We start from the raw sequence: 22093 nt of genomic DNA, 5'->3' as shown, positions 1-22093 counted from the left end.
TGTTATCGATAACAATGATGATAGCATGCCGTTTCCGCCCCGTCTCTCCCATTCAGGGAGCCTTGGCCAGGCGGAGCTTTTCACGCCACATTGCCGCCTGCACAGGGTCGGCCGCCTGTTCCAGCTCGCCCTCATCGTACACCTTGACCAGCCGTTCCATGGCTTCCACGTCGCCCTGCTTCGCGGCCAGCAGATACAGCGCGAAGGGCTTGGGCGCCGGCCCCTGCCGGGTGGGTCCGCCACGGCCCTGCTCAAGCAGCCGCGCGAAGCCCGTCTGCCCCGGCGGGCTTTTCGCGATGGCCGCCATTTCGTACCAGCCCAGAGCCGCCTCGTCGCTCTGCGGCACGCCCTGCCCCACCTCGTACGAGTAGGCGACATTGTTCAAGCCTGAGGGATCGAGCACCTTGGCCGACTTCATGTACCAGCCGAATGCTTCCTTGCGCTGCGCGTCAGCGTGCGCCGTCATCATCAGACGGTAGCCGATTTCATTGTAGGCGGGGATGAAACCCTTTTCGGCGTAAAACTTCAGCCAGTGCAGCGCATGCGCCTGTTCTTCCGCGCTGCTGTGGATATTCTCAAAGTGCATGGCCACCGTGAAGTTGGCCAGTTCCACGCCTTGCGCGGCCCCCTTGCGCGACCAGTATTCGCCCAGCTTGCGGTCGATTGCCATGCCCTGGCCCAGCGTGTAGGCCACGCCGAGGAAAGCCTGCGCCGGACAATAGCCGCCTTCGGCCGATTTTTGCATCCACGCCAGGCCGGCGTCGACGTCGCGCGGCGTGCCTTCGCCGTCGTGCAGCATCTGCGACAGCTCCAGCTGGGCTGCCGTGTCGCCCCCTTCTGCCGCGCGGCGTGTCTTCTCGAAGGCAGCGACCTTGTCCGGCGACAGATCGGCCGGACGGTTGATCACCGCTTGCACTCTAGCGCGCATGTCGTCGAGGCCGGACATATCGAATTCGGCCAGCGCCGGATGCTGGCGTGGCGCTGGCGCGGCGACTGCCTGGGCCAGCACGGGCTGCGCCAGCGTCAGGCTCAAAATGAACAGGATAGTCTTCATTTATTTTCCTTTTCAGCCAGCTTGCCGCGCCATTCGGCCCACTCATACCAGACCATGGCCCACTGGTCCGACTGTTTCACGCCCAGACCCAGCTCGTGCGCGCGGGCCAGGTTGCGCATGCCGGCTGTATCCTTTTCACGCGCCGATCGTTGATACCAGGCGAAGGCCTCGCTGCGCTGTTCATCGTCCGTGGCCACCCGCATCAGGCGCTCGCCCAGCGCGTTATAGGCAGGAACAAAGTGCTGCTCTGCCGCCGCCTCCAGCCATTTGATGGCCAGCGCCTGTTCTTCGGCACTGCTGTCGCCGTCGATGAATTCCAGCGCCAGAATGGTTTGCGCCAGTACGTCGCCTTGCGCCACGCCCTTGCGCAGCCAGGCCATCGACTGCGCCGTGCTTTGCGGCGCGCCGACGCCCAACTGCAGCTTGCGCGCCAAGTCCAGTTGCGCCACCACATCGCCCGCTTCGGCCGCACGCCGTGTCTGGGCAAATGCGGCGATATTGGCCGGGTCCCTGGCCGGCGCATCGGCACGCGCTGCGATGGCCAGCAACTGCAGGTCGAGCAAAGTGGGCGAAGGTTGCGCCAGAACGGATAGCGGCAGTAGAAAAGGGATCAGCAAGAGTAATTTCCTGGGCATGCGATGGTGTCGGGAAGAAGAAAACACGCATGGTAGCCGATGCCCCGCACCGGAGGCGCGCACTGCACGGGAAGTTTGACAGGGCACGCCGGCGGGCTTACATTGCATCCACTAAACCAACCTGCCCAGGAACGCCATGAATCGCCTATCGAAAACCGCCTTGACCTTGCTCGTCGCCCTCGCCGCCAGCGCCAGCACCACTGCCAGCGCCGCCGACACCCAGCTGGCCGGCTGCGCCGCCAAGCGCGAAAGCATCCGCAGCGAATTGCGCCAGGCGCAGGAACAGGGCCTGTCCGACAAGGTTGCGGGCCTGACGCGGGCGCTCGACGAAGTCAATGCCCACTGCCGCGACAATGTGCTGGCCGAGCGTCACAACAAGAAGGTGCTGAAGGCGCAGGCGAAGGTGAATCAGACGGAGCGTTCGCTGCGCCTGGCCCAGGAAGCGAACAAGCAGCCGAAAAAAATCGCCAAGCTGGAAGGCAAGCTGGAAAAAGCCAGGGCGGAACTGGCTGCCCTGCAGGCGCAGCAGCCTTAAGCTTGCTCCCCCAGCAGTTGATAAATGCTGGAAAAATCCAGCGCGCCCGCTCCCGCCTTGCTGTGCAAACTATATAAATTGCGCGACAGCGCGCCCAGCGGCACGCTCGCGCCGCTGGCCAGCGCGCTTTCCACGGCCAGGCCCAGGTCTTTCAGCATCAGGTCGACGCCAAAGCCGCCCGTGTAGCCGCGCGACGCGGGCACGTTCTCGGCCACGCCCGGGCAAGGGTTGTACACTTCCAGGGTCCAGTTGCGGCCCGAGCTTTTCGCCATCACGTCCGACACCACCTTCGGGTCAAGCCCGTTGGCCACGCCCAGGCGTATCGCTTCGCTGGTGCCGATCATGAGTATCCCCAGCAGCATGTTGTTGCAGATCTTGACCGTCTGGCCGCAGCCCGAGCCGCCCGCGTGGAAAATCGCCTTGCCCATGATCTCCAGGTAAGGCCGCGCCGCCGCCAGCGCCGCCTCTGCGCCGCCCACCATGAAGGTCAGGGTGCCGTTGCTGGCGCCCGCCGTGCCGCCCGAGACGGGCGCATCCAGCATGGGCAAGCCCTTCTCCTGCGCCGCGCGGCCCACCTGGCGCGCCGCCTCGGTGGAAATCGTCGAACAGTCGATCAGCAGGGTGCCGGGCCGCGCCTGCGCCAGAATGCCAGCGTCCCCCAAATACGCCCCCAGCACGTGGCGGCTGGCCGGCAGCATGGTGATGACGATGTCGGCGCACTGGATCGCTGCCGCCTGGTCATCGGACACCAGGCCGCCGCCGTCGGCAAACTGCTGCACGCTGGCCGGCAGCAAGTCAAAACCCGTGACCGCGTGGCCGGCGCGCACCAGGTTTTGCGCCATGGGCAGCCCCATGTTGCCGAGGCCGATAAAAACGATATTGGTACTCACGCTCATCCTTGCCCCTTATTTCATCGAAATGGTGGTATTGACGCCGCTGCCGCCATCGTCCGGGGCGAACCAGCGCGCCGTGACGGTCTTGGTCTGCGTCCAGAAGTACAGGGCTTGCTTGCCGTTCGGGCCCAGGTCGCCCAGTTTCGACGCGCGCGACCCCGTGAAGCTGAAGTAGGCGACGGGCACGGGTATGGCCACGTTGATGCCCACCTGCCCCACGTCGATCTCATTCTGGAATTTGCGCCCCGCCCAGCCGGACGAGGTGAAGATCGAGGTGCCGTTGCCGTTCGGGTTGGCGTTGATGAAGGCGATGGCCTGGTCCAGGTTGTCCGTCTCGACCACGCACATGGCGGGACCAAAGATTTCCTGCGTGTAGACGGAGTTCGACGCTGCCACCTTCGAGAAAATCGTCGGGCCCATGAAGTTGCCGCCCTCGTAGCCGGCCACCTTGTGGCCGCGGCCGTCGAGCAGCAGCTGCGCGCCTTCGTCCACGCCCGCCTGGATCAGCTTTTCCGCGCGCTGCATGGCCGCTTTCGATACCATCGGCCCCAGGTCGGCCGTGCGGTCGCTGCCCGGCCCCACCTTCAGCGCCTGCGAGCGGGCGACGATTTCCGGTAGCCAGGAACGGGCTTCGCCCACCAGCACTACGACGGAATTGGCCATGCAGCGCTGGCCGGCCGCGCCGAAGGCCGCGCCGATCAGGTTATTGATCGCCTGTTCCTTGTTGGCGTCAGCCAGCACCACGCAATGGTTTTTCGCGCCCATCATCGACTGCGCACGCTTGCCCGACTCGCTGGCGCGGCGGTACACATGCGTGCCCACGTGGGTGGAACCGATGAAGGAGACGGCCTTGATGTCGGGATGGTCGCACAGCATGTTAACGACGTCCGCGCCACCATGCACGACGTTCAGCACACCGGCCGGCAAGCCCGCCTGGTACATCAGTTCGACCAGGTACATGGTCGACGACGGGTCCTGCTCCGACGGTTTCAGCACGAAGGTATTGCCGCAGGCGATAGCGATGGGGAACATGAAGCACGGCAGCATGACGGGAAAGTTGAAGGCCGTGATGCCGGCACCCACGCCCAGCGGCTGGTAGATATTGTAGACATCGACGCCCGTGGCCGCGTTTTCAGCAATTTCTCCCAGCTGCAGGGTGGCGATCGAGCACGCGTGCTCCACCACTTCCAGGCCACGCATCACCTCCCCTTCCGCGTCGGGCAGTGTCTTGCCATGTTCGCGCGTGATCAGTTCCGCCAAGGTAGCGATGTTTTCGCGGATCAGGTGCTGGTACTTGAGCATGATGCGCATGCGTGCGGCCAGCGGGGTATTGCGCCACGTCTTGAACGCTTCCTTGGCCGTGGCGACGGCGAGGTTGACTTCGTCCCGAGTGGAAAACGGCACCTTGGCGACGATTTCCTGCGTGGCCGGGTTGACGACGTCGCGCCATTCGCTGCTGCTTGATGCGTGGTGCTTGCCGCCGATGTGCAGCGCGATGGAAGGGATTCGAGTGAGGGATTGGTTCATTTTTTTAGGCTCCGTTAATTCGATATGCGAAAGTCCCGTCACAGCAGCGGAAATCTGGGATCAGACCCGCCGGGGGAATTTCCCCCAGTGGGGGAAATTCCGATTCCGAAGGAACTGACCCCGGCACTCTGCTGCTCAGCCGAAAATTATTTCTTGACCAGGTTGCACGCCGCCGCATCCATCGGCTTGAAGGCCTGGTCGGCGGGGATGGTGGACAGCACCTTCAGGTAATCCCACGCGCCTTTCGATTCGGCCGGGGTTTTCACCTGCACCAGATACATGTCGTGGATGACGCGGCCATCGGGACGGATGGAGGCGTTGTTCATGACGGCATCCTTGATGGGCAGCTCGCGCATTTTCTGGGCGATGATTTTCGAATCGTCGCTCTTCGCGGCCGCCACCGATTTCAGGTAGTGGTAGACGCTGGAATACACGCCCGCTTGCACCATGGTTGGCTTGGCACCTTTGTTGAGCGCCTCGAAACGCTTGGCGAAAGCGCGGCTGCGGTCATCGAAATCCCAGTAAAAGCCGTCCGCGTAGACCAGGCCCTGGGCCGTTTCCAGCCCCAGCGCATGCACGTCGGAGAGGAACACGAGCAAGGCAGCCAGGCGCTGGTCCTTACCGCTGCCGATACGGAACTCGCGCGCCTGCTTGATTGCCGAGACGACGTCTGCGCCGCCGTTTGCCAGCCCGATCACCTGCGCTTTCGAGCCTTGCGCCTGCACCAGGAAGGACGAGAAGTCGGAGGCGTTGAGCGGGTGGCGCACGGCGCCCAGCACCGTGCCGCCATTGTGCTTGACGACTTCGCTGGCATCCTTTTCCAGCGAATGGCCGAACGCATAATCGACGGTGACGAAATACCACGATTTCTGCCCTAATTTAGTCAGTGCCGCCGCCGTGCCGGCCGCCTGCGAATAGGTGTCGAACATCCAGTGGAAGCCGTTCGGCGAGCAATCCTCGTTCGTCAGGCGCCCGGTGGCAGGGCCGCTGAACATGGCGATGCCGCCCTTCTCTTTCATCAGCTTTTGCACGGACAGGGCCACCGAGGAATTGGTCAGGTCGGCGATGGCGTCGACCTTGTCGCGGTCTATCCATTCGCGCGCCTTGGAGGCGGCGATGTCGGCCTTGTTCAAGTGGTCGGCCGAGAGGATTTCGATCTTCATGCCCTTGCATTCGGCCTTCATGCAATCCTCGACGGCCATCTGGCTGGCGACGACGGAACCGCGCCCACCCATGGCCGAATACGGGCCGGACATGTCGGTCAGGATGCCCACCTTGACGACGCCATCGGAAATTTGCGCGTGCGCGCCGCCAAAGGAAAGGGAAAGCGCCAGCGCGCCCATGGCCAGAACGGTTTTTTTCATGCGTGTCTCCAGGTGAATGGGTTTTCTTATATGTTTAGATGCATTCTGCATGTGTAAAAATATGCACTCAAGTGAAATTAATGCATAATTCCTTTGCAAAAATGCACAAGGAGGGGTTGCCATGCTCGATTGGGACAATGTACGGGTCTTCCTGGAACTGACGCGCAGCGCCGGCCTCGTCGATGCGGCGAAAAAGCTGGGCATCGACCATTCCACCGTATCGCGGCGCATGCGCAAGTTCGAGGAGCAGGTGGGCACGCAGCTGTTCGACCGCAATTACGTGGGCTACCAGCTGACGCCCGAGGGCCACCGCCTGATGGAATACGCGGAAACGATGGAAAGCACGGTATTTGCCGCCACCGAGGAACTGGGCGAACACAACCGGCTGCTGTCGGGCCAGGTGCGCCTGGGCGCCACGGAAGGCTTCGGCGCCATCGTGCTGGCGCCCCACCTGGCACAGTTTTGCGGGCGTTACCCGCACATCAGCGTGGACCTGATCGCCGTGCCCCGTTTCGTCAGCCTGTCCAAGCGCGAGGCGGACGTGGCCATTTCCATCGAGCGCCCCCTGTCCGGCCCGTATGTGGTGACGAAATTGTCCGACTACCGCTTGAAACTGTACGCCACGCCAGCCTACCTGGCGCGCCATGCGCCCATCACCAGCGTGACGCAACTGGCGCAGCACCCGATCATCGGCTACGTGGACGACCTGGTCTTCAGCGCCGAGCTGCGCTACATGGATAACGTGGCGCCCGATTCGCTGCGCGCGTTTCGCAGCACCAGCGTGATCGCCCAGTACCACGCGGCGCGCGCGGGCCAGGCGCTGGCGATCCTGCCCTGCTTCGTGGCCCAGCAGTCGAACGAGCTGGTGCCCCTGCTCGACGGCGAGATCGATTTGCTGCGCGCCTTCTGGATGATCTCGCCGAGCGAGCGGCGCAACATCGCGCGGGTCAGCGCCCTGTGGAATTACCTGCGTACCGCCATCGACCTGAATCACGCCTACCTGATGGGCGAAACGGCCACGCCCAGCTGGCCAGCTTAAGCAAGCCGCAGCGAGCTACACTGTCGCCACCTACCGATTAAAGGAGAATGCCATGCTGATGGATGCGAACCAGGCTGTTTTGGTCATTGTCGACCTGCAAGGCCGCTTGATGCCGGCCATCCACGATGCAGGCCTGGTGCTGGCGCAAAACCTGCGACTGGCAAAGATCGCCCGCCTGCTGGACGTGCCCGTGCTGGGCACGGAACAGAACCGCCAGGGCCTGGGGCCGAACGTGGAGGAAATCGCCGCCCTGTGCGAACGGACCTTGCACAAGACGCATTTCGGCGCCTGTGCCGACGGCTTGCAGGATATGCTGCCCGGCGGGCGCAGACAGATCGTCGTCACGGGCTGCGAAGCCCATGTATGCATGCTGCAGACGGCCATCGGCCTGCTGCAGCTGGGGTATGAGGTGATCATCGCCATCGACGCCGTCGGCTCGCGCCAGGCCGCCAGCCGCGACGCGGCGCTGGCCCGCCTGGACAAGCTGGGCGCCCATCTGGTGACGGTGGAAATGCTGGCTTTCGAATGGCTGCGCGATTGCAAGCATCCGCGCTTCCGCGAGGTGCTGGCGCTGATCAAATAGCCATTCTCGCGCAACAGACTAGCCTAGAAGTAGCGCACCCATGCCTGCTGCGAGGTCCGCTTGTAGTTGGCAAACGCGCGGCAGGGAAAGTACAGCACGGGCATCAGCAGCAAGGCCAGCATCCAGACTTGCCAGATATGTTCCACGCCATAGCGGGCACCGTGGTTGGCGCCCAGCACGGCCGTCAAGGTGAGGCTGATGAGCAGCAGCAGATATAGATGCAGCAAGTAATAAAACATGGGCGCGCCGCCAAACGTGGCGCAAGCCCGCGTGAACCAGTTATTGGCGCTTTCCAGCCAGGCCAGGCCCAGCAGCCCCAGGCCCAGGGTGAAGAGTAAAAAGTCCAGCGAAGGCGGATACTTGGTGAAGTTCAGCACGCTCATGGCCGTGCGCAGGGCCGTGTCGCCCGCCACCCATGGCAGGGTTTCGCCATACAGATTAAAGCCACGCAGCACGGCCAGCAGCAGCAGGCTGCCGCCGCCCATCGCCAGCAGCCAGCGCCGCCTGGCCTCGGCGCTGAAGGTGCGCGCATACAGGGGACCGGCCGCATAGCCAAGCACGATCACGCCTATCCACGGCAGCAGCGGATAGCTGACCTTGATTTTCATGGCGCCATCGGCCACCAGATAACCGCGTTGCAGCAGCAACGTCAAACCATAATAAGCCAGGCTGCCCTGCTCCGCGTGCAAGCCCGTGAGCAGATGCTGTCCCGCGATGATCGCCACGCCCAGCACCATCAATAGTTTCAAAGGCAACCGGTGCAGCACGGCCAGCGCCATCATGGCCAGGCCGATGACCCAGATCACCTGCAAGTACAGCACGGCGGGAGGAAACGCCCCGCTCCAGGCGACATTGACGAATATGAGTTCCAGCACGACCAGCAGCAAGCCCCGCTTGAACAGGAAGCCGCTAGCACTGCGGGGACCGGCCGCCGGATGCGCATACAGCCAGGCCGAGAGTCCTGTCAGGAAGACGAACATGGGCGCACAAAAGTGTGCGGCCATGCGCGTGAAGAACAGGGCCGGATCGACGTGGGCCGCATCCATCGGGTCGCTGACCTGGTGGTGTAAAAACACGGTTTCGCGCACATGGTCGAACAGCATGATCAGCATGACGAGGCCGCGCAGTACGTCGATGACGGCGATGCGGGTGCGCAGGGTGGCGGGGGAATTGAGGGATGTGGAAACAGTCATTAGTTTATGTCTATGTATTGGTGCCTTGGTGCGTTGGAGTGTCGTAGGCGTCACTTGCCGCACAGGCAAAAATCCGGGGTCAGACCCGTCGGGTCTGACCCCAGCTTTATGCTGCTGGTTCTCAACACTGCCCCGGCATTGTGCAAATCAAAACCTGTAATGCGCATTCAGGGTCAGCCTGCGCTCGGCCCCCGGCGCCACCCACAACTGGCTGTAGGAACTCGCATAGTAGCTGCGGTTGAACAGGTTTTCCACGCTCAAGGCCAGGCGCAGTTTCGCGGTCGGCGCATACGATGCCAGCAATCTGGCTGTCGTGTAGGCCGGCAAGGTAAAGCTGCTGCTGACGGCCACGTCGCCCTGGCGCTCGCCCACGTACTGCACACCGCCGCCCACGCTGGCCGTGCCCGCGCCCAGCGCGAATTGCTGCGTGGCCAGCAGGTTGGCGCTGTGGCGCGGCACGTTGGCGAAGCGGCTGCCCGTGACGATGGTGTTATCGCCGCGCGTGACGGTGGCGTCGGTGTACGCATAGGCGCCCGAGACGCGCAAGCCGCGCGCCATTTCGCCCGACACGTCCAGCTCCAGGCCCCGGCTGCCTACCTCGCCCGCCGCAATCGCGAAGTCCGTGTTGGCGGGATTCGTCGTCAGCACATTGCTCTTGCGGATGTCGTAGACGGCCACGGTGCCCGTCAGCTTGCCCGTCTCCAGCTTCGCGCCCAGCTCATACGAGCGGCTGCGCTCGGCCGGGAAAGCCTGGTTGGCGATGCTGATGCCGCTGTTGGGCCGGAAGCCCTTGGCCGCACTCGCATACAGCGACCAGGTTTGCGACGGCTGGTAGACGAGGCCCGCGCGGGGGCTGGTGGCCGACAGCGACTGGCTGTTGTTCGTATTGAAGCGATTATTCGTCACGTCCTGCGTGTACGTATCGTGGCGCACGCCGACCAGCGCCTTCCATTGCGCGCCCAGCTCGAGTTGATCTTGCACATACAGGCCGCGCGCCTGTTGCCCTTCCTGCGTGTCGATGGACAGGGCCAGCGGAGCGGCCTTGCCGCCGTACGCGGGCGCAAGAATATCGATGGCATACGCATTCGCGGCGGTGGGATTGCGGCGCAGCTGTACCCGATGGTCGTCGAAGTGATAGGCGTCGACGCCGGCCAGCACTTCGTGCGCCAGCGCCCCCGTCCTGAACTTGCCCAACAACTCGACCCGTGCCGACACGTCGGTGGCCGAGAAATCGCGGTAGCGGCGCTGGCGATTCAGAGTGCGCCCATCGGCCAGCAGCTTGTTCGCCTCGGTCGAATAGCCTGTCAATTCGCTGTCGCGGTAAGAAGCTCCCGCCTGCACCGTCCAGTCGTCGGACAGCGCGTGATGGATAAATAACTGCTGCCCCAGCGACTTGACCGTCATGGGGCCATCGTCCGGTTCGCCCAGGAAGCGCGAGACGGGTACGGCCCCCAGCTTGCCATTCACGGCCAGCACGCCCCGGTCGAACGGCGCGCGCTGCCGCACCGCTTCGATTTCGTAGGACACGGTCGTGTGCTCGCCCACCAGCCAGAGGAACGAGGGAGAAAACAGGCTGCGCTCGACTTTCACGGTATCGCGGAAGTTGTGCCCTTCTTCATGCGCCGCGTTCAAACGGTAGGCAAAGCTGTCGCCCAAGGGCCCCGTCAAGTCCAGCGCGGCGCGGCGCGTCTGGAAACTGCCGAGGGAAACGTCGGCGGCGTATTCCGGCGCGAACTTCGGCTTTTTCGTCGTGATGTTCACCGTGCCACCCGGCTCGCCCCGGCCGTACAGGGCCGAGGCGGGGCCTTTCAGCACTTCGACCGTCTGCGTATTGCCGGCATCGCGCATGCCGTTGTAACCGCGGCTGGAACTGAAACCGTTGACCATGTAGTCGGATCCGAAATTCGGGTCGCCCGTAAAGCCGCGCATGGCATAGCTGTCCCACAGACCGCCCAGCGGGCTTTGCTTCGCGATGCCGCTGGCCAGGTCCAGCGCGCCGGCCAGGGTCGTCACGCCCGCGTCGCGCAGCAGGTCGCCAGTCAGCACGCGCACGCTTTGCGGCAAGTCCATCAGCAATGCGTCCGTCTTGGTGGCGCCCGTGGCGGACAGGCTGCGGTAATGCTGGCGCTCGGCGCTGACGGTGACGACATCTTGTGCAGCGAGTCCGTCCGCCAGGGCCAGCGGACTGGCGGCGGCCAGCAGCAGCGCCATCGGACGCGGTAAAGAGTGGAGCATGGAGATTCCTGAAAGAGATTTAAATGCAGATGAATTGCATTATAAATGATAATCAACTCTCATTAAAAGACTTGCCTGACTCAATTGCCGCCCGACTAGCGAACCAGCCTGCTTACGCCGCAGCACCGCAGATGGACAAAAAGTCAGCGCATAGGCTGAGTACTGCAAGCCACCGATAGCTTGCGGACAAACGCCCCAGGCATTAATATACAAGAAATAACTTGCATATTAATCTGGAGCCGGGAATGCGTGAAAAACTGGAAAAACTGCTGGCGCAGGGGCGCGACAGCGCCCTGCTGCGCTTTGGCCTGGGAGATACTTACCTGAAAGAGCATGACGCCGAGCAAGCCGCCCTGCATCTGGCGCAGGCGACGCAACAGCAAGCGGGTTATTCCGCCGCCTGGAAACTGCTGGGCAAGGCCTTGCACCAGCTGGGCCGGCTGGAGGAAGCGCAGGCCGCCTGGACGACGGGCGTGACTGTGGCCCAGCAACAAGGCGACCTGCAAGCCGTCAAGGAAGTGACGGTGTTCCTGAAACGCCTGCAAAAACAGCAGCAGGCGGCAGAGTAAACCAGATTAATTAATGCGCGTGCGCTGCACCCTTGGCTTCAAGAGGCGCCGCCTCGCCACGCTCTTTCGCCAGGCGCTTGGCCAGCAAGCCGCCCGCCTCGGCCGCATAGGCGCGGCAGGCATTCGCGTCGATCAGGGGATTGTCCGTGCCGCTGCGCTTGGCCGCCTTGCCCAGCACGTCCGTCGTGCCCGGATGCACGGGGATGATGATGTCGCATGGCAAGGCGGACACCTTGGCGATGCTCGCTTCGAACGAGGACGAAATGTCGGGCGTGCCGCCCTTGCCCGTGTAAGTAAAATCGCCGCTGGCATACGGGTTCAGGCTGTCCGCGTACACCACGTTCACGCAGCGCGCCCCTTCGCACGAGGTCCAGGTCCACGTCGTGCCGCCGGGCGTGTGGCCCGGCGTCATGTGGGCCGTCAGCACCAAAGGCCCCACCTTGACGGTATCGCCCTCGCCCACCAGGCTGACCTTGGCCACTTTGGCGACATGCACGACGGGATTGGCCTGGTATTGCGGGTCATCCTTGCCATTGGTGCCGCTTTGCAGCACCGGGGCGGCCGCTGCGCTGGCCACCACCGTGGCGCCACTGACTCGTTGCAGCGCGGCAATGCCGCCCGCATGGTCCCAATGAGCATGCGAATTGAGAATATATTTCACATCTTCGATGCGAAAGCCCAGCGCCTTGATGCTGGCGATGATCAGGGGCGCCGATTGCGGCAGCGCGCCGTCAAGCAGGATGTGGCCCTGCGGACTCGTCACCAGCACGGCGGAAAGACCGGCCGTGCCCACATACCAGCTATTGCCATGGATATTGAACGGCTTGACGGGCGCATTCCATTCCTTGCAATTATCGCAATTAACAGGTTTATCCTGCATCGGTGCCGGCGCCTTTGCCTGCACCGTACCTGCCGTCATGGTCGCAACCGTAGCCAGCATCAACTTCGCCAATAGTGTCATCTTCATCTCCAGAGTGTAAAAAAGGGCGCCCTCGGTGGCGCGCCCGGGGGGGGGGTATCAATGCATGCGGCCAGTCCTGTCGGCCAGGCTGTCGCGGATGTGGCCGGCGTCGAGCGAGCGCCGCTGCGCGCCGGCGGCGTCCAGCAGCACCACGGTGACGTGCTTGTCGCCGCTGCGCATGCGCATGGTCAGGCAGCTGCCCGCCTCGTGGCTGCTGCCCGTCTTCGACAGCAAAATGTCCCAGCCCTTGCCACCCACCAGCGCATTGGTATTGTGCAGAGTGCGCGTCTTGCCATTGACGGCCACGCTGGCCTGGGGGTGGCTGGTGATGCGCGCGATGTCCGGGTAGCGCGCGGCCGCCGCCACGATCTTCGCCACCTCGCTGGCCGTGGACGTATTCGCCGGCGAACTGCCGACGGGGTCCGTCAGGGTGGTGCGCGTCAGGCCCAGGTGGCGGATCTTCGCCTGCAAGGCCTGATGAAACGCCGCGCTGCCGCCCGGATAGGTGCGCGCCAGCGCGGCGGCGGCGCGGTTCTCGGATGGCAGCAGCGCCAGTTGCAACAGCGCGCCGCGCGACACGGCCACGCCCTCGGCCAGCAGGCTGTGGCGCTGCAGCGAAGCATCGCCATCGGCGCGCACAATGCGCAGCTGTTCGTCCGGGTCGAGGCCCGCGTCCAGCACCACCATGGCCGTCATCAGCTTGGTGATCGAGGCAATCGGCACCACGGCATCGGCATCCTTCGCCATCAACACCTGGCCCGTGCTGTCGTCAAATACCAGCATGTGTTTCGCGCTGACGGGCAACTCCAGCATGCTGGCGGCAGCCTCGGCCAGCATTGCCCCGTTGACTGCGGGCTTTTCCTGCACCTGCAGCAAGAGGGTGGCGCAGGCCAGCAGCAAGGCGGGCACGGCCAGTTTCCAGCCGGCCGTGTCGGGGCCCGGCGCCATCAGACGTTCGATGCGCGTCAGCAGCGCCCCTCCCCGTGCCGACATCAGCAAGCCGGAATGCTGCGGCACAGCCGTGTACAGCGATAGCGCATGCAGCGCCGTGGCCAGCTGCTGCGGGTCTTGCAGCGCTTGTGCAGCCAGCGCATCGGCCACCTGTTCCCGTTCGGCCCGCATGCGCGCCGACAGCCACCAGACGACTGGATGGAAAAACAGCAGCGCCTCGGCCACGCTTTGCAGCAGATTGACCAGATAATCCCAGCGCCGCACGTGGGCCAGTTCATGCGCCAGCAGCGCTTCCAGCAAGGCGACGGGCATGCCGCTCAGCAAGGCCGCCGGCAGCAGGATGACGGGACGCCAGAAACCCACGGTCACGGGGCTGGCCAGTCCCGCATGCAGCTGCAGCGGCGGCCGCCGGTGCAAGCCCATGCGCAGCGCCAGCGTATCGAGGCGCGCCTGCCAGATGGCCGGCGCCGCCACTGCCTGGCGGCGCAGCTTGCCCACCCATGCCAGGCCCAGGCACAGGCGCAAGCTCATCAAGCCAACGCCGGCACTCCAGCCCAGCACCAGGGCCGGCATCCACGCTTGCAGCGCAGCGCGCCAGGCGGGCGGCGCGAGCATCGACAGCCGGGCCGGCGATGCGTCCGGGGCCGACAGGAGCGACAGCAGATGGACGGTGGGAATACACAGGCACAGCAGCAACGCCAGCGCGCAGACGGCATAGCGCCAGCGCGCGCTGGCGTGGCGCAGCAGCCAGAACAGGACAGCGGACACGGCGCCGACGATCACGCCCTGCCAGACAAAATACAGCAAGACCCAGCCCAGCGCCGGCACGAAGTTGCCCAAATCTATGCCCAAGCGCATGTCCAGGTTCATGGCGCGTTGCCGTCCTTGCTGCGCAGGATTTTTTCAATTTCCAGGCGCTCAGCGTCGCTCACGTGCTCGCGCAGCGCCGTCAGCACGAGCGCCTTGCCGGAACCGGAAAATACCTTGCCGATCAAATCCTTGAGCAAACTCGTTTGCAACTTTTCCTGCGCGTCGACGGCGGCATACAGCTGCGGCCGCTGGCTTTCATCGCGGCTCAGCAGCCCCTTGCCATGCATCAGTTGCAGCTGGCGCAGCACGGTGGCGTAGCTGGCGTCGGCACGCTCATCGGCCAGGGCGTCGTACACGGCGCGGGCGTCGGACGGACCGCGCCGCCACAGGATGCGCAGCAAGTCCAGCTCGGCAGCGGTGGGATGGGGAGTGGAGGTATTTTTTAACATGCAGCTAGAATACCCATTCTAGAACCTCATGTCTAGAACTTTTTTTCTAGAGTGTGGAAGCGGCTAAAATTCGCGCAAGCGGTCGAACAAGGCATACAGCGCCGCAACATCCGGCAGCTGCGTTTGCGTCAGCACCTGCTCCAGCGCCACATAGATTTCATCGCGCTCCACCGTCTCGATGATGCTGGAGCGCCGCTCGATCTGGTTGAACACGCCGACATAGGCAGTGACCAGCTCGTGCGCCATGGTTTGCGCAGTCTCGGCATCGCTCACCGCGTCAAGCGTGCGCACCGTGGCCGACAGCTTCTTGTACGCCTGCGCGGCCTTTTTGGCATATGCCGCCGAAATATGTGCGCGGCCATCCCAGTCGCGGAAAGCGTTGTGCAGGTTTTCCGCCAGCCATTCCGGCTTGCGCGGCCGCGTCACCGACAGGTCCAGGCCCAGCGCCGCCGCCTTTTTATAGCTGGCCTTGATAGCCTTGGCAGCGTCCAGCGGCAGGCTGGTCAGGCACAGGCTGGACAAGGCCGGCAACTGCGTCGGCGCGGGGAAGTCATCGGGACCGTAGCCGAACAGTTCATCCGCGGTGAAATCCTGCAAGCGGGTCAATTTGGCGATGCTGGCCACGTTCGACGCCAGCCCCGGCTTGCCCCATACGGTCAAGTCAGTCAACGCAGGGAAACGCTGTGCCACCACATCGAAATCGACGGCCGGCATGGCGCTCAGCGACAGGCGCGCCAGCTGATCGAGACCATGGAATGGCGCGACGGCGCCGGACAACTGCAGGCGCAGGAAGCGGCCCGCATGCGGGTCGTCGATGTGCAGCGATGGCGACGGCGCGCCATTTAGTATCAGGGATGCCAGGCCCTCGTTCAGGCGCAGCGATTGCAAGCATTCGGAATACACGATGAGGCGGCTGACATTGCTGTTGCGCAAGTCGAGCTCCTGGACCGTCGACGACTGCCAGTGCACTTCATTGATGATGGGGTTGCCATTGATGTAGGCGGCCAGCGCCGCACTGCCGTGGCGCGTCTCGATGCTCGTCAGACAGGGCAGCTGATCCAGTTCGGACAGATCACCAAGCGCCTGCAGGATGCCGTCGTCGATGCGGTTCGTCTTCTGGCACACGGTCTGACTGCCTATGCGCACTTCCTCGCTCGATGCCGCCCTGAAACGCCGGCGCCTGGCCGGGTCGACCCGCTCCCAGCGGCGCTGGCGGTAAACACTGTCGCCCATGTGCCAGCCGCCGCTATAGCTTTTCACTGCCGTATCGACCAGGGGCGCGACATTGGCCACCAAGGTGTAATGGCGCGGCACCCTGGCGTTGGCAAAGCTGTGGTCGTGGCGCTTGTTCCAGAAATAGTAGTCGCATACCAGGGGGCGCATCGCTTGCACGGCGTCCGCATCGGGCAAGGCATCGCCCGTCCAGTCCAGCTGCAAAATGGCGGCCAGCGGGGGCCTGCCGGACGACGCCTTGTCCTCGATGGCCGTGACCTGGCAAGCGACATACTGCTGTAGCCTGGACGAGAAGACACTGTAAATATCTCCAACTTTAGCAAGCACTGTCTATCCTTGTGTCGAACGGTGAGGCCCGCACGATAGCAAAGATTGGCGGTGCGCGGCGTACGCGCCGCCGGCTCAGTCCGTGTGCAACTTGTGATGCATGCGGCGCAGCCCCAGCCAGACGCCGGCCGCCACGAACGGCACCAGCGCGCCGACGAGGATTTCCGGGTTTACGGGCAAGCCCATCACCTTGGCCGCCTTGCCCGTGTAGCTGAACAAACCGATCACGTAATACGAGATGGCGGCCACCGACAAGCCCTCCACCGCTTGCTGCAGCCGCAGTTGCTGCGCCGCGCGGGCGTTCATCGATTGCAGGATTTGCCGGTTTTGCAATTCCTGCACGATGCCCACGCGCGTGCGCAGCAAGTCATTCGTGTTGGCGATACGCTGCGCCATCGCTTCCTGGCGGCTGGCCATCGCCTCGCAGGTATTCATGGCGGGCGTCAAACGACGGTCCATGAATTCCTCGACCGTGGGAATACCCTCGATGCGCACTTCGCGCAACTCCTCGATACGCGCCTTGACCAGGCCCATGTACGCTTTCGAGGCAGAAAAACGGTAGCTATTGTCGAGTGACAGCTTTTCAATGCGGGCCGCCAGGCGCGTGATGCGGTCAAGCAAGGCTTGCTCGGCAACGCCCTCGTCGGCCTTGGCCAGGCCCGGCGCATCATCCGTGTCGACCATGGCGGCGGCCAGGGTCGCCAGTTCATTCTCGATGGCATTCAACGACGGCGCCGCCTGCATGGCGTAGGGCAAGCCCAGCAAGGCCATCATGCGGTAGGTTTCGATTTCCAGCACGCGCTGCACCAGGCGGCCTGACTGCTGCGAGCGCATGCCCGCGTCGCGGATGACGAAACGGCTGAAACCGTCGGACTGGATCGTAAAATCGGTCCACAATTCGCCGCCCTGCAACACCTTGCTGCCGGCCAGGGTGTTGCCCTCAAACACGCGCGACAAGCCCTGCATGAAGATCTCGGCCGGTTCAGTTGCCTGTTCCAGCACCACGTGGGCAGCCACCATCAGCTTGCCCTTCAAGCCCACCAGCCATTGCTGCGGCAACTGCTCCAGCGGCATGCGCTCGAACGCCTGCGCCAAAGGCAAGGCAGCGGCCGGGCGCTCGGCAAAGGTAAACGTGGCAAATTCCGTGTGGCATTCCCATTTCAGGCGGAAGCGGCCAAAGTCGTAATAAAAATACTTGGCTTCGGCGGCGGGCGGCGTGACGCCGAAATGCGTGCACAGGGCCGCCAACGTAGCGTGCTGAGCCGCCACATTCGACGCACCGGGCGCCGCGCTGTCATCCTTGTAGACGGCCAGATGGGTGATCAGCTCGGGCGCATCGAGCTGCAAAAACGGCCGCGAGTGAATTTCCGCAGCCAGCGGCACGCGCAAGGCGTGGTTCAAACTGGAGTTAATCAAGTGCATGATAGCCAAAGGTAAAGTTGCAAAACTGCTTAGACCCGCGCGCGTGCAGCTGTGCCCGCAGCACGGGTCTGATGTCACAGTGTAACAAAGCAGAAAGCATGCCACTCTTTTCCAAGGCCTGTCATGTTGTTTTGATCATTACAGATGCGCCCTGCCCCGCTGCCTGGCGGCTGCCCAGCCACCAGAACACGGCGGCCAGCGCCACGGCCGAAGCCTGCCCCAGCGCCAGCTTGAAAGCGCTGTCGAACAGCAGCGGTGCGACAAAACCGGACACCAGTGCAAACACCAGCATTTGCACGAAGTTTTGCAAGGACGCGGCCAGGCCCCGCATCTGCGGGAAAATATCGAGCGTGGACATGGTCATGCCCGGCAAGGCCAGCGACATGCCAAACGCATACAGCATCACGGGCACGACGGCAAACGGTATGCTGGCGCTAAACCAGTGGTTATAGGCAATGTTAATCGCGCCCGTGGCCGCCATGGCCAGCAAGCCCCAGCGCACCAGCACGGTGCTTTTCACCGCATGGGCGAGCTTGCCCGACAGCGCCGAGCCCAGCACCAAACCCGCCACCATGGGGATGAACATCCAGCCAAACGCCGTTTCCGGCAGGCGCAGCAATTCCAGGATGAAATGCGGCGCGGACGCGATGTACAGGGCGAAGCCGCCGAAGGCGAAGGCCACGGCCAGCGATCGCAAGAGGAATGCCCGGTGGCGCAAGGCCAGCCAGTAATTGCGCGCGATGTGGCCTGGGTGAAAAGGCTGGCGTTGCTCGGCAGATAAACTTTCCGGCAAGCCTTTCAGGCAGGCGAGCAACAGCAGCACCGTGACGGCAAAGGTGAATACGAACGTCGATTGCCAGCCGTAGGCCACGTGCAGCCAGCCGCCGATGATGGGGGCGATGGCGGGCGCGATGCCGAACACCATCATGATGTTGGCCAGCATCTTTTGCGCGGCCGCACCCGACAGGGTGTCGCGCACGATGGCTTGCCCGATCACCCTGCCCGCTCCCGCCGAGGCGCCCTGCATGCCGCGGAAGAACAGCAGCCAGCCAAAACTGGGCGCAAACGCGGCGCCGATGGAGCCCACGGCAAAGATCAACAGCGAGGCGAGAATCACCGGACGGCGGCCAAAGGAGTCGGACAAAGTGCCGTAGAACAAGGTCATGAAGGCGTAAGCGGCCAGGTAGACGCTCAGGGTTTGCTGCACCAGCACGCTGCTGACGTCGAAATGCGTGCCGATCGCGGGAAATGATGGCAAGAAAGTATCGGTGGCGAACGGGCCCAGCATGGCCAGGCCAGCCAGCACCAGGGTCAGGTTGCGCGCCTTCATGCATGCACCTGCACATCGTCATATTGGCGGCGCAAGCCAGCTAAGGCCGCCAGCGAGAATTGCGACACGTGACGCGCGATGCTGGCGATGCCCGCCTCGTCATACGCGAGTTCCGGCGCCACCAGTTCATGCACGATGCGCGAACGGGCATAGAACACGGCCTGGCCGATCACGCTGAACACGCATTTCTGCACCACCTCCACCGGCATGGCCGGCCCCACCACGCCACGGATCAAGCCCGTAAACAAGGCATGCTGGGGCCGCACATTGCGCTCGGCCAGCTTGTGGATAGCGGCCGTCGGCTCGATCAGTTCGCGCGCCACCAGGCGGCTGAAGAGCGATGCCGGGCCAGAGCGCAGCATGTCGGACACCAGCGCCTCAATAGCCAGGCGCAACTGTTCCACGGGCGGCAGCTGTGCCTGCGCGCTGGCGGCAGCCACGTCGGCGGCCGAAGCCCGCGCCAGCGCGCGCGCATGGTCGAAGGCGGCAAGGTGCAGCTCTTCCTTGCTATGAAAATAGTAATTGACCATCGCCACATTGACCCTCGCCGCCTCGCATATGCGGCGCACGGAGGTGCCCTTGTAGCCCTCCTCGGCAAACAGCTCAGCCGCCACTTGCAGAATGCGCGCGCGCGCCGGTTCGCTTTCTTTCTCGCTTTCCTTTTCTTGCTTCATGCCATTCCCATCTTTTAAACAGTTGTTTAATATTCTTCGAGATTGTATCAAACAGCTGTTTAATTTTCAAATGAGCGCAAAAAAGCCCGGCGAACCGGGCTTTTCAGGGGTGTAGCGGCGGGCTTAATGCTTCATCGCTGGCATCGGGGCCGAGGCAGTCCCCAGCGGACGGGCCACGGCATTGACTTCGATGGTTTCGCGGCGCTTGTCGTCGCCTTCGACGACCAGGGTCAGCGGGATCTTGTCGCCCGCCTTCACTTGCCCTTTGAGTTCCAGCAGCATCACGTGGTAGCCACCCGGCTTCAGCTCGATGGCTTTGCCGGCTGGCAAGGCGATTTCCTTGACCTGGCGCATGCGCATCATATTGTCTGCCATGCTCATTTCATGGATTTCCGCCACGCCCGCCACGGGCGAACGCACTTCCAGCAGGCGCATGGCTTTTGGCGCCGTGATCTGCATGAAGGCGCCCGTGGCTTTTTGCTGGGGCACGGTGGCGCGCACCCACGGGTCGGAAATTTGCACGCTGCTTTGTGCGATGGCGGAGAAGGACAGCACGGTCAGGGCCGTGGCCAGCAGGTTTTTCAAATGGGTCATGATTATTTCCTCGGTGTCGTTATAAAGTGTATTTCGATTGCATCAGGGTCTTGATGTCTTGCACGCATTCATCGCCCGTCAACTGGTGTTTCAAGCCCAGGCGCATGCGCCCCTCGGTATCGAGCACATAGCTGATGGCCGTGTGGTCCATCGTGTACGAGCTGCCGCTCGGCACGCGGCGGTAGAAGACCTTGTAGTTGAAGGCCGTCTGCGCCGTCGCCTGCGGGTCCGTGCGCAAGCCCAGAAAACTGGGGTCGAAAGCGCGCATGTACTCGCCCAGCAACTCGGGCGTGTCGCGCTCGGGATCGATGCTGATGAAGATCACTTGCAGTTTATCCCCATCGGCGCCCAGTTTCTGGCGGATTTCCAGCGCGCGCGACAGGGCTGTCGGGCACACGTCCGGGCATTGCGTGAAGCCAAAGAAGACCATCACATACTTGCCCTTGAAATCGGCCAGGGTGTAAACCTTGCCGTCGGGGCCGCTCAATTTGAAGTCGGGCTTGTAATCGCCTCCCGTCAGGTCCAGACCGTTGTAATGGGGTTTCGGTGCTTGTTCGCAAGCGGCAAGCGTGAGCAATCCCGCCGTGCCGGCGAGAAGAAAAAGACGACGTTTCATGGTAATTCCGGCCCAATGGGCGTAGTTGAGACAAGTTAGGATGTAGAAGGCGTGACTGGTGCGTTCAGGCATTCAAAGGCGGGCCGCGCGGGCTGGCGCCCAGCCACGCGAACTGGGGCCGGGGCGCCTGGTAGAACAGCGGTGGATACCCGTCGTGGCCCGTGATGACGGTCAGCGGTGATGACGAAGATGGCGGCAAACCCACGCTGCCCGCGTGACTCATGCAGAACGGGCAATGCTCGATGTGGTGCAGTACGGAATCGGTGGTGGATTTGACGGCTGGCGCCAGGTCCGCTTGCGTGTAGACGGCGCCGCTGGCCGAGCAAATTTCGACGCCAGCGCTGTTCGCGTTCGCGTGCAGCGAGGCAAACGCATACGACAGGGAGGGCGACAGCGCATTGAGCAGTATCGCCAGGCAGGCGAACCACAGATGCCACTGTTTGCGCTTGAAGAAAGATCCCATGCCGCCGATTATAGCGGAGTATGGCTTTCGCGTTGCGCAAGCGCGCCCGCCTGGCCGCGCAGGAACAGGCTGGGGCGTACGCCGGCCACGTCCACGCAGGCGTCGCAAAACGCGGGGATCGAGGCAAAGCCGGAGCCGGCCGCCACTTGCGCCAGGTCGCGCTCGCCGTGCACGCCGTCGGCGTCCGCTTGCGCCGCCGTGTGCAGCGCGTGCGCCAGGCGCTGCTCGCGCACCAGGCTGAGCAATGCCTCGCCCTCGGCAAACAGGCGCGCCCTGGCCTTGTGCGGCGTCACTTGCCACAGGGCCGCCAGGCGCGCCGCCGTCCATTTGCCTTGCGGCGTATCAAAGATGTGCTGCGCCAGCGCCTGGCTCCAGCGCTTGCCGCCGCCGTGGCCGCCCTCCGGCGCGTCACCTTCCAGCGCCAGCGTGAACACGGCCGGCTTGCCTCGCCCCGGCATCACGTCGCAGGCAAAGCGCAAGAAAGCGGGCACGACAAAGCTGTCGCCGCTGGCCAGCTTCTTGGTGGTGATTTCATTATGCAAAGTCACAAAACCCTGACGCACGGTCACGCGCAGCCTGAGCGGAAAGCGCAAGCCCAGCAAGTGCAAGGGATGATCGGAAACGAGGGCCATGCAT

Annotated in this window: 22 protein-coding genes; 4 read left to right on the top strand and 18 right to left on the bottom strand. The window is 63.5% G+C overall.

The window, feature by feature from the left end; genetic code table 11:
* Positions 1-52 precede the first annotated feature (52 nt).
* Both ACQ4WN_RS08000 and ACQ4WN_RS07995 read right to left on the bottom strand, forming a co-directional pair.
* On the bottom strand, positions 53-1054 hold the full coding sequence (locus tag ACQ4WN_RS08000) for a tetratricopeptide repeat protein (protein ID WP_436551050.1): 1002 nt from the start codon (positions 1052-1054) through the stop codon (positions 53-55).
* Positions 1051-1671: a tetratricopeptide repeat protein gene (locus ACQ4WN_RS07995; RefSeq protein ID WP_436551049.1), complete on the bottom strand. Its 621-nt coding sequence runs from the start codon at positions 1669-1671 to the stop codon at positions 1051-1053. Before ACQ4WN_RS07995 ends, ACQ4WN_RS08000 begins: the two co-directional genes overlap by 4 nt.
* A 154-nt stretch (positions 1672-1825) precedes the next feature.
* Here ACQ4WN_RS07995 and ACQ4WN_RS07990 point away from each other — a divergent pair, with 154 nt between their 5' ends.
* Positions 1826-2224 carry a DUF1090 family protein gene (locus tag ACQ4WN_RS07990; RefSeq protein WP_436551048.1) on the top strand — a complete coding sequence of 133 codons (399 nt, stop codon included), beginning with the start codon at positions 1826-1828 and terminating at the stop codon, positions 2222-2224.
* On the opposite strand, the gene mmsB is transcribed toward ACQ4WN_RS07990, so the two are convergent.
* The 3 genes from mmsB to ACQ4WN_RS07975 form a co-directional block, all read right to left on the bottom strand.
* Complete coding sequence (gene mmsB, locus ACQ4WN_RS07985; protein ID WP_436551047.1) at positions 2221-3114, bottom strand: 3-hydroxyisobutyrate dehydrogenase; 894 nt, start codon at positions 3112-3114, stop codon at positions 2221-2223. The two genes, ACQ4WN_RS07990 and mmsB, sit on opposite strands and share 4 nt — an antisense overlap.
* A 15-nt stretch (positions 3115-3129) precedes the next feature.
* Positions 3130-4644: a CoA-acylating methylmalonate-semialdehyde dehydrogenase gene (locus ACQ4WN_RS07980; RefSeq protein ID WP_436551046.1), complete on the bottom strand. Its 1515-nt coding sequence runs from the start codon at positions 4642-4644 to the stop codon at positions 3130-3132.
* 146 nt (positions 4645-4790) lie between these two features.
* Entirely contained in the window at positions 4791-6008 is a 1218-nt protein-coding gene (locus tag ACQ4WN_RS07975; protein WP_436551045.1) for an ABC transporter substrate-binding protein, read from the bottom strand.
* A gap of 121 nt (positions 6009-6129) precedes the next feature.
* On the opposite strand from ACQ4WN_RS07975, the gene ACQ4WN_RS07970 reads away from it, so the two are divergent.
* The gene (locus tag ACQ4WN_RS07970) at positions 6130-7047 is read left to right on the top strand and encodes a LysR family transcriptional regulator (RefSeq protein WP_436551044.1); all 918 of its coding nucleotides are present in this window, start codon (positions 6130-6132) and stop codon (positions 7045-7047) included.
* A 52-nt stretch (positions 7048-7099) separates the two neighbouring features.
* On the top strand, positions 7100-7630 hold the full coding sequence (locus tag ACQ4WN_RS07965; protein WP_436551043.1) for an isochorismatase family protein: 531 nt from the start codon (positions 7100-7102) through the stop codon (positions 7628-7630).
* 23 nt (positions 7631-7653) lie between these two features.
* Here ACQ4WN_RS07965 and ACQ4WN_RS07960 read toward each other — a convergent pair whose 3' ends face one another.
* Together ACQ4WN_RS07960 and ACQ4WN_RS07955 are read right to left on the bottom strand one after the other, a co-directional pair.
* Complete coding sequence (locus ACQ4WN_RS07960; protein WP_436551042.1) at positions 7654-8823, bottom strand: acetyltransferase domain-containing protein; 1170 nt, start codon at positions 8821-8823, stop codon at positions 7654-7656.
* Positions 8824-8970: 147 nt separating this feature from the next.
* On the bottom strand, positions 8971-11058 hold the full coding sequence (locus ACQ4WN_RS07955) for a TonB-dependent siderophore receptor (protein WP_436551041.1): 2088 nt from the start codon (positions 11056-11058) through the stop codon (positions 8971-8973).
* A 245-nt stretch (positions 11059-11303) separates the two neighbouring features.
* Between ACQ4WN_RS07955 and ACQ4WN_RS07950 the strand changes: the two genes are divergently transcribed.
* A complete protein-coding gene (locus ACQ4WN_RS07950; RefSeq protein WP_436551040.1) occupies positions 11304-11627 on the top strand; it encodes a tetratricopeptide repeat protein in 324 nt (107 codons plus the stop codon).
* A 10-nt stretch (positions 11628-11637) separates the two neighbouring features.
* On the opposite strand, the gene bla is transcribed toward ACQ4WN_RS07950, so the two are convergent.
* From bla to ACQ4WN_RS07895, 11 genes are all read right to left on the bottom strand, one after another.
* A complete protein-coding gene (gene bla, locus ACQ4WN_RS07945) occupies positions 11638-12588 on the bottom strand; it encodes a subclass B3 metallo-beta-lactamase (protein ID WP_436551039.1) in 951 nt (316 codons plus the stop codon).
* A 57-nt stretch (positions 12589-12645) separates the two neighbouring features.
* Positions 12646-14397 carry a M56 family metallopeptidase gene (locus tag ACQ4WN_RS07940; RefSeq protein WP_436551038.1) on the bottom strand — a complete coding sequence of 584 codons (1752 nt, stop codon included), beginning with the start codon at positions 14395-14397 and terminating at the stop codon, positions 12646-12648.
* An 8-nt stretch (positions 14398-14405) separates the two neighbouring features.
* A complete protein-coding gene (locus tag ACQ4WN_RS07935) occupies positions 14406-14798 on the bottom strand; it encodes a BlaI/MecI/CopY family transcriptional regulator (protein ID WP_436551037.1) in 393 nt (130 codons plus the stop codon).
* Positions 14799-14861: 63 nt separating this feature from the next.
* On the bottom strand, positions 14862-16358 hold the full coding sequence (locus ACQ4WN_RS07930) for a hypothetical protein (protein WP_436551036.1): 1497 nt from the start codon (positions 16356-16358) through the stop codon (positions 14862-14864).
* Positions 16359-16433: 75 nt separating this feature from the next.
* Entirely contained in the window at positions 16434-17780 is a 1347-nt protein-coding gene (locus tag ACQ4WN_RS07925) for a DUF3422 family protein (RefSeq protein WP_436551035.1), read from the bottom strand.
* Positions 17781-17901: 121 nt separating this feature from the next.
* Positions 17902-19110: a multidrug effflux MFS transporter gene (locus ACQ4WN_RS07920; protein WP_436551034.1), complete on the bottom strand. Its 1209-nt coding sequence runs from the start codon at positions 19108-19110 to the stop codon at positions 17902-17904.
* Complete coding sequence (locus tag ACQ4WN_RS07915) at positions 19107-19784, bottom strand: CerR family C-terminal domain-containing protein (protein WP_436551033.1); 678 nt, start codon at positions 19782-19784, stop codon at positions 19107-19109. Before ACQ4WN_RS07915 ends, ACQ4WN_RS07920 begins: the two co-directional genes overlap by 4 nt.
* Positions 19785-19907: 123 nt before the next feature.
* Positions 19908-20378: a copper chaperone PCu(A)C gene (locus ACQ4WN_RS07910; protein WP_436551032.1), complete on the bottom strand. Its 471-nt coding sequence runs from the start codon at positions 20376-20378 to the stop codon at positions 19908-19910.
* Between the two features lie 19 nt (positions 20379-20397).
* Positions 20398-20994: an SCO family protein gene (locus ACQ4WN_RS07905; protein WP_436551031.1), complete on the bottom strand. Its 597-nt coding sequence runs from the start codon at positions 20992-20994 to the stop codon at positions 20398-20400.
* 64 nt (positions 20995-21058) lie between these two features.
* Positions 21059-21457: a DUF2946 domain-containing protein gene (locus tag ACQ4WN_RS07900; RefSeq protein WP_436551030.1), complete on the bottom strand. Its 399-nt coding sequence runs from the start codon at positions 21455-21457 to the stop codon at positions 21059-21061.
* Between the two features lie 8 nt (positions 21458-21465).
* Positions 21466-22089: a helix-turn-helix transcriptional regulator gene (locus tag ACQ4WN_RS07895; protein ID WP_436551029.1), complete on the bottom strand. Its 624-nt coding sequence runs from the start codon at positions 22087-22089 to the stop codon at positions 21466-21468.
* Positions 22090-22093 lie beyond the last annotated feature (4 nt).

It is taken from the genome of Janthinobacterium pasteuri (assembly GCF_051380775.1).
GTDB lineage: Bacteria > Pseudomonadota > Gammaproteobacteria > Burkholderiales > Burkholderiaceae_D > Janthinobacterium.
The sequence above is the reverse complement of the archived record's forward strand: the minus strand, read 5'-3'. Positions and strand labels throughout refer to the sequence as shown.

What these genes read in the sequence shown, in the direction of transcription:
- ACQ4WN_RS08000 (WP_436551050.1), bottom strand. Translation starts at nt 1,054, where the DNA reads ATGAAGACTATCCTGTTCATTTTGAGCCTGACGCTGGCGCAGCCCGTG.
- ACQ4WN_RS07990 (WP_436551048.1), top strand. Translation starts at nt 1,826, where the DNA reads ATGAATCGCCTATCGAAAACCGCCTTGACCTTGCTCGTCGCCCTCGCC.
- ACQ4WN_RS07980 (WP_436551046.1), bottom strand. Translation starts at nt 4,644, where the DNA reads ATGAACCAATCCCTCACTCGAATCCCTTCCATCGCGCTGCACATCGGC.
- ACQ4WN_RS07975 (WP_436551045.1), bottom strand. Translation starts at nt 6,008, where the DNA reads ATGAAAAAAACCGTTCTGGCCATGGGCGCGCTGGCGCTTTCCCTTTCC.
- ACQ4WN_RS07970 (WP_436551044.1), top strand. Translation starts at nt 6,130, where the DNA reads ATGCTCGATTGGGACAATGTACGGGTCTTCCTGGAACTGACGCGCAGC.
- ACQ4WN_RS07965 (WP_436551043.1), top strand. Translation starts at nt 7,100, where the DNA reads ATGCTGATGGATGCGAACCAGGCTGTTTTGGTCATTGTCGACCTGCAA.
- ACQ4WN_RS07960 (WP_436551042.1), bottom strand. Translation starts at nt 8,823, where the DNA reads ATGACTGTTTCCACATCCCTCAATTCCCCCGCCACCCTGCGCACCCGC.
- ACQ4WN_RS07955 (WP_436551041.1), bottom strand. Translation starts at nt 11,058, where the DNA reads ATGCTCCACTCTTTACCGCGTCCGATGGCGCTGCTGCTGGCCGCCGCC.
- ACQ4WN_RS07950 (WP_436551040.1), top strand. Translation starts at nt 11,304, where the DNA reads ATGCGTGAAAAACTGGAAAAACTGCTGGCGCAGGGGCGCGACAGCGCC.
- bla (WP_436551039.1), bottom strand. Translation starts at nt 12,588, where the DNA reads ATGACACTATTGGCGAAGTTGATGCTGGCTACGGTTGCGACCATGACG.
- ACQ4WN_RS07940 (WP_436551038.1), bottom strand. Translation starts at nt 14,397, where the DNA reads ATGCGCTTGGGCATAGATTTGGGCAACTTCGTGCCGGCGCTGGGCTGG.
- ACQ4WN_RS07935 (WP_436551037.1), bottom strand. Translation starts at nt 14,798, where the DNA reads ATGTTAAAAAATACCTCCACTCCCCATCCCACCGCTGCCGAGCTGGAC.
- ACQ4WN_RS07925 (WP_436551035.1), bottom strand. Translation starts at nt 17,780, where the DNA reads ATGCACTTGATTAACTCCAGTTTGAACCACGCCTTGCGCGTGCCGCTG.
- ACQ4WN_RS07920 (WP_436551034.1), bottom strand. Translation starts at nt 19,110, where the DNA reads ATGAAGGCGCGCAACCTGACCCTGGTGCTGGCTGGCCTGGCCATGCTG.
- ACQ4WN_RS07915 (WP_436551033.1), bottom strand. Translation starts at nt 19,784, where the DNA reads ATGAAGCAAGAAAAGGAAAGCGAGAAAGAAAGCGAACCGGCGCGCGCG.
- ACQ4WN_RS07910 (WP_436551032.1), bottom strand. Translation starts at nt 20,378, where the DNA reads ATGACCCATTTGAAAAACCTGCTGGCCACGGCCCTGACCGTGCTGTCC.
- ACQ4WN_RS07905 (WP_436551031.1), bottom strand. Translation starts at nt 20,994, where the DNA reads ATGAAACGTCGTCTTTTTCTTCTCGCCGGCACGGCGGGATTGCTCACG.
- ACQ4WN_RS07900 (WP_436551030.1), bottom strand. Translation starts at nt 21,457, where the DNA reads ATGGGATCTTTCTTCAAGCGCAAACAGTGGCATCTGTGGTTCGCCTGC.
- ACQ4WN_RS07895 (WP_436551029.1), bottom strand. Translation starts at nt 22,089, where the DNA reads ATGGCCCTCGTTTCCGATCATCCCTTGCACTTGCTGGGCTTGCGCTTT.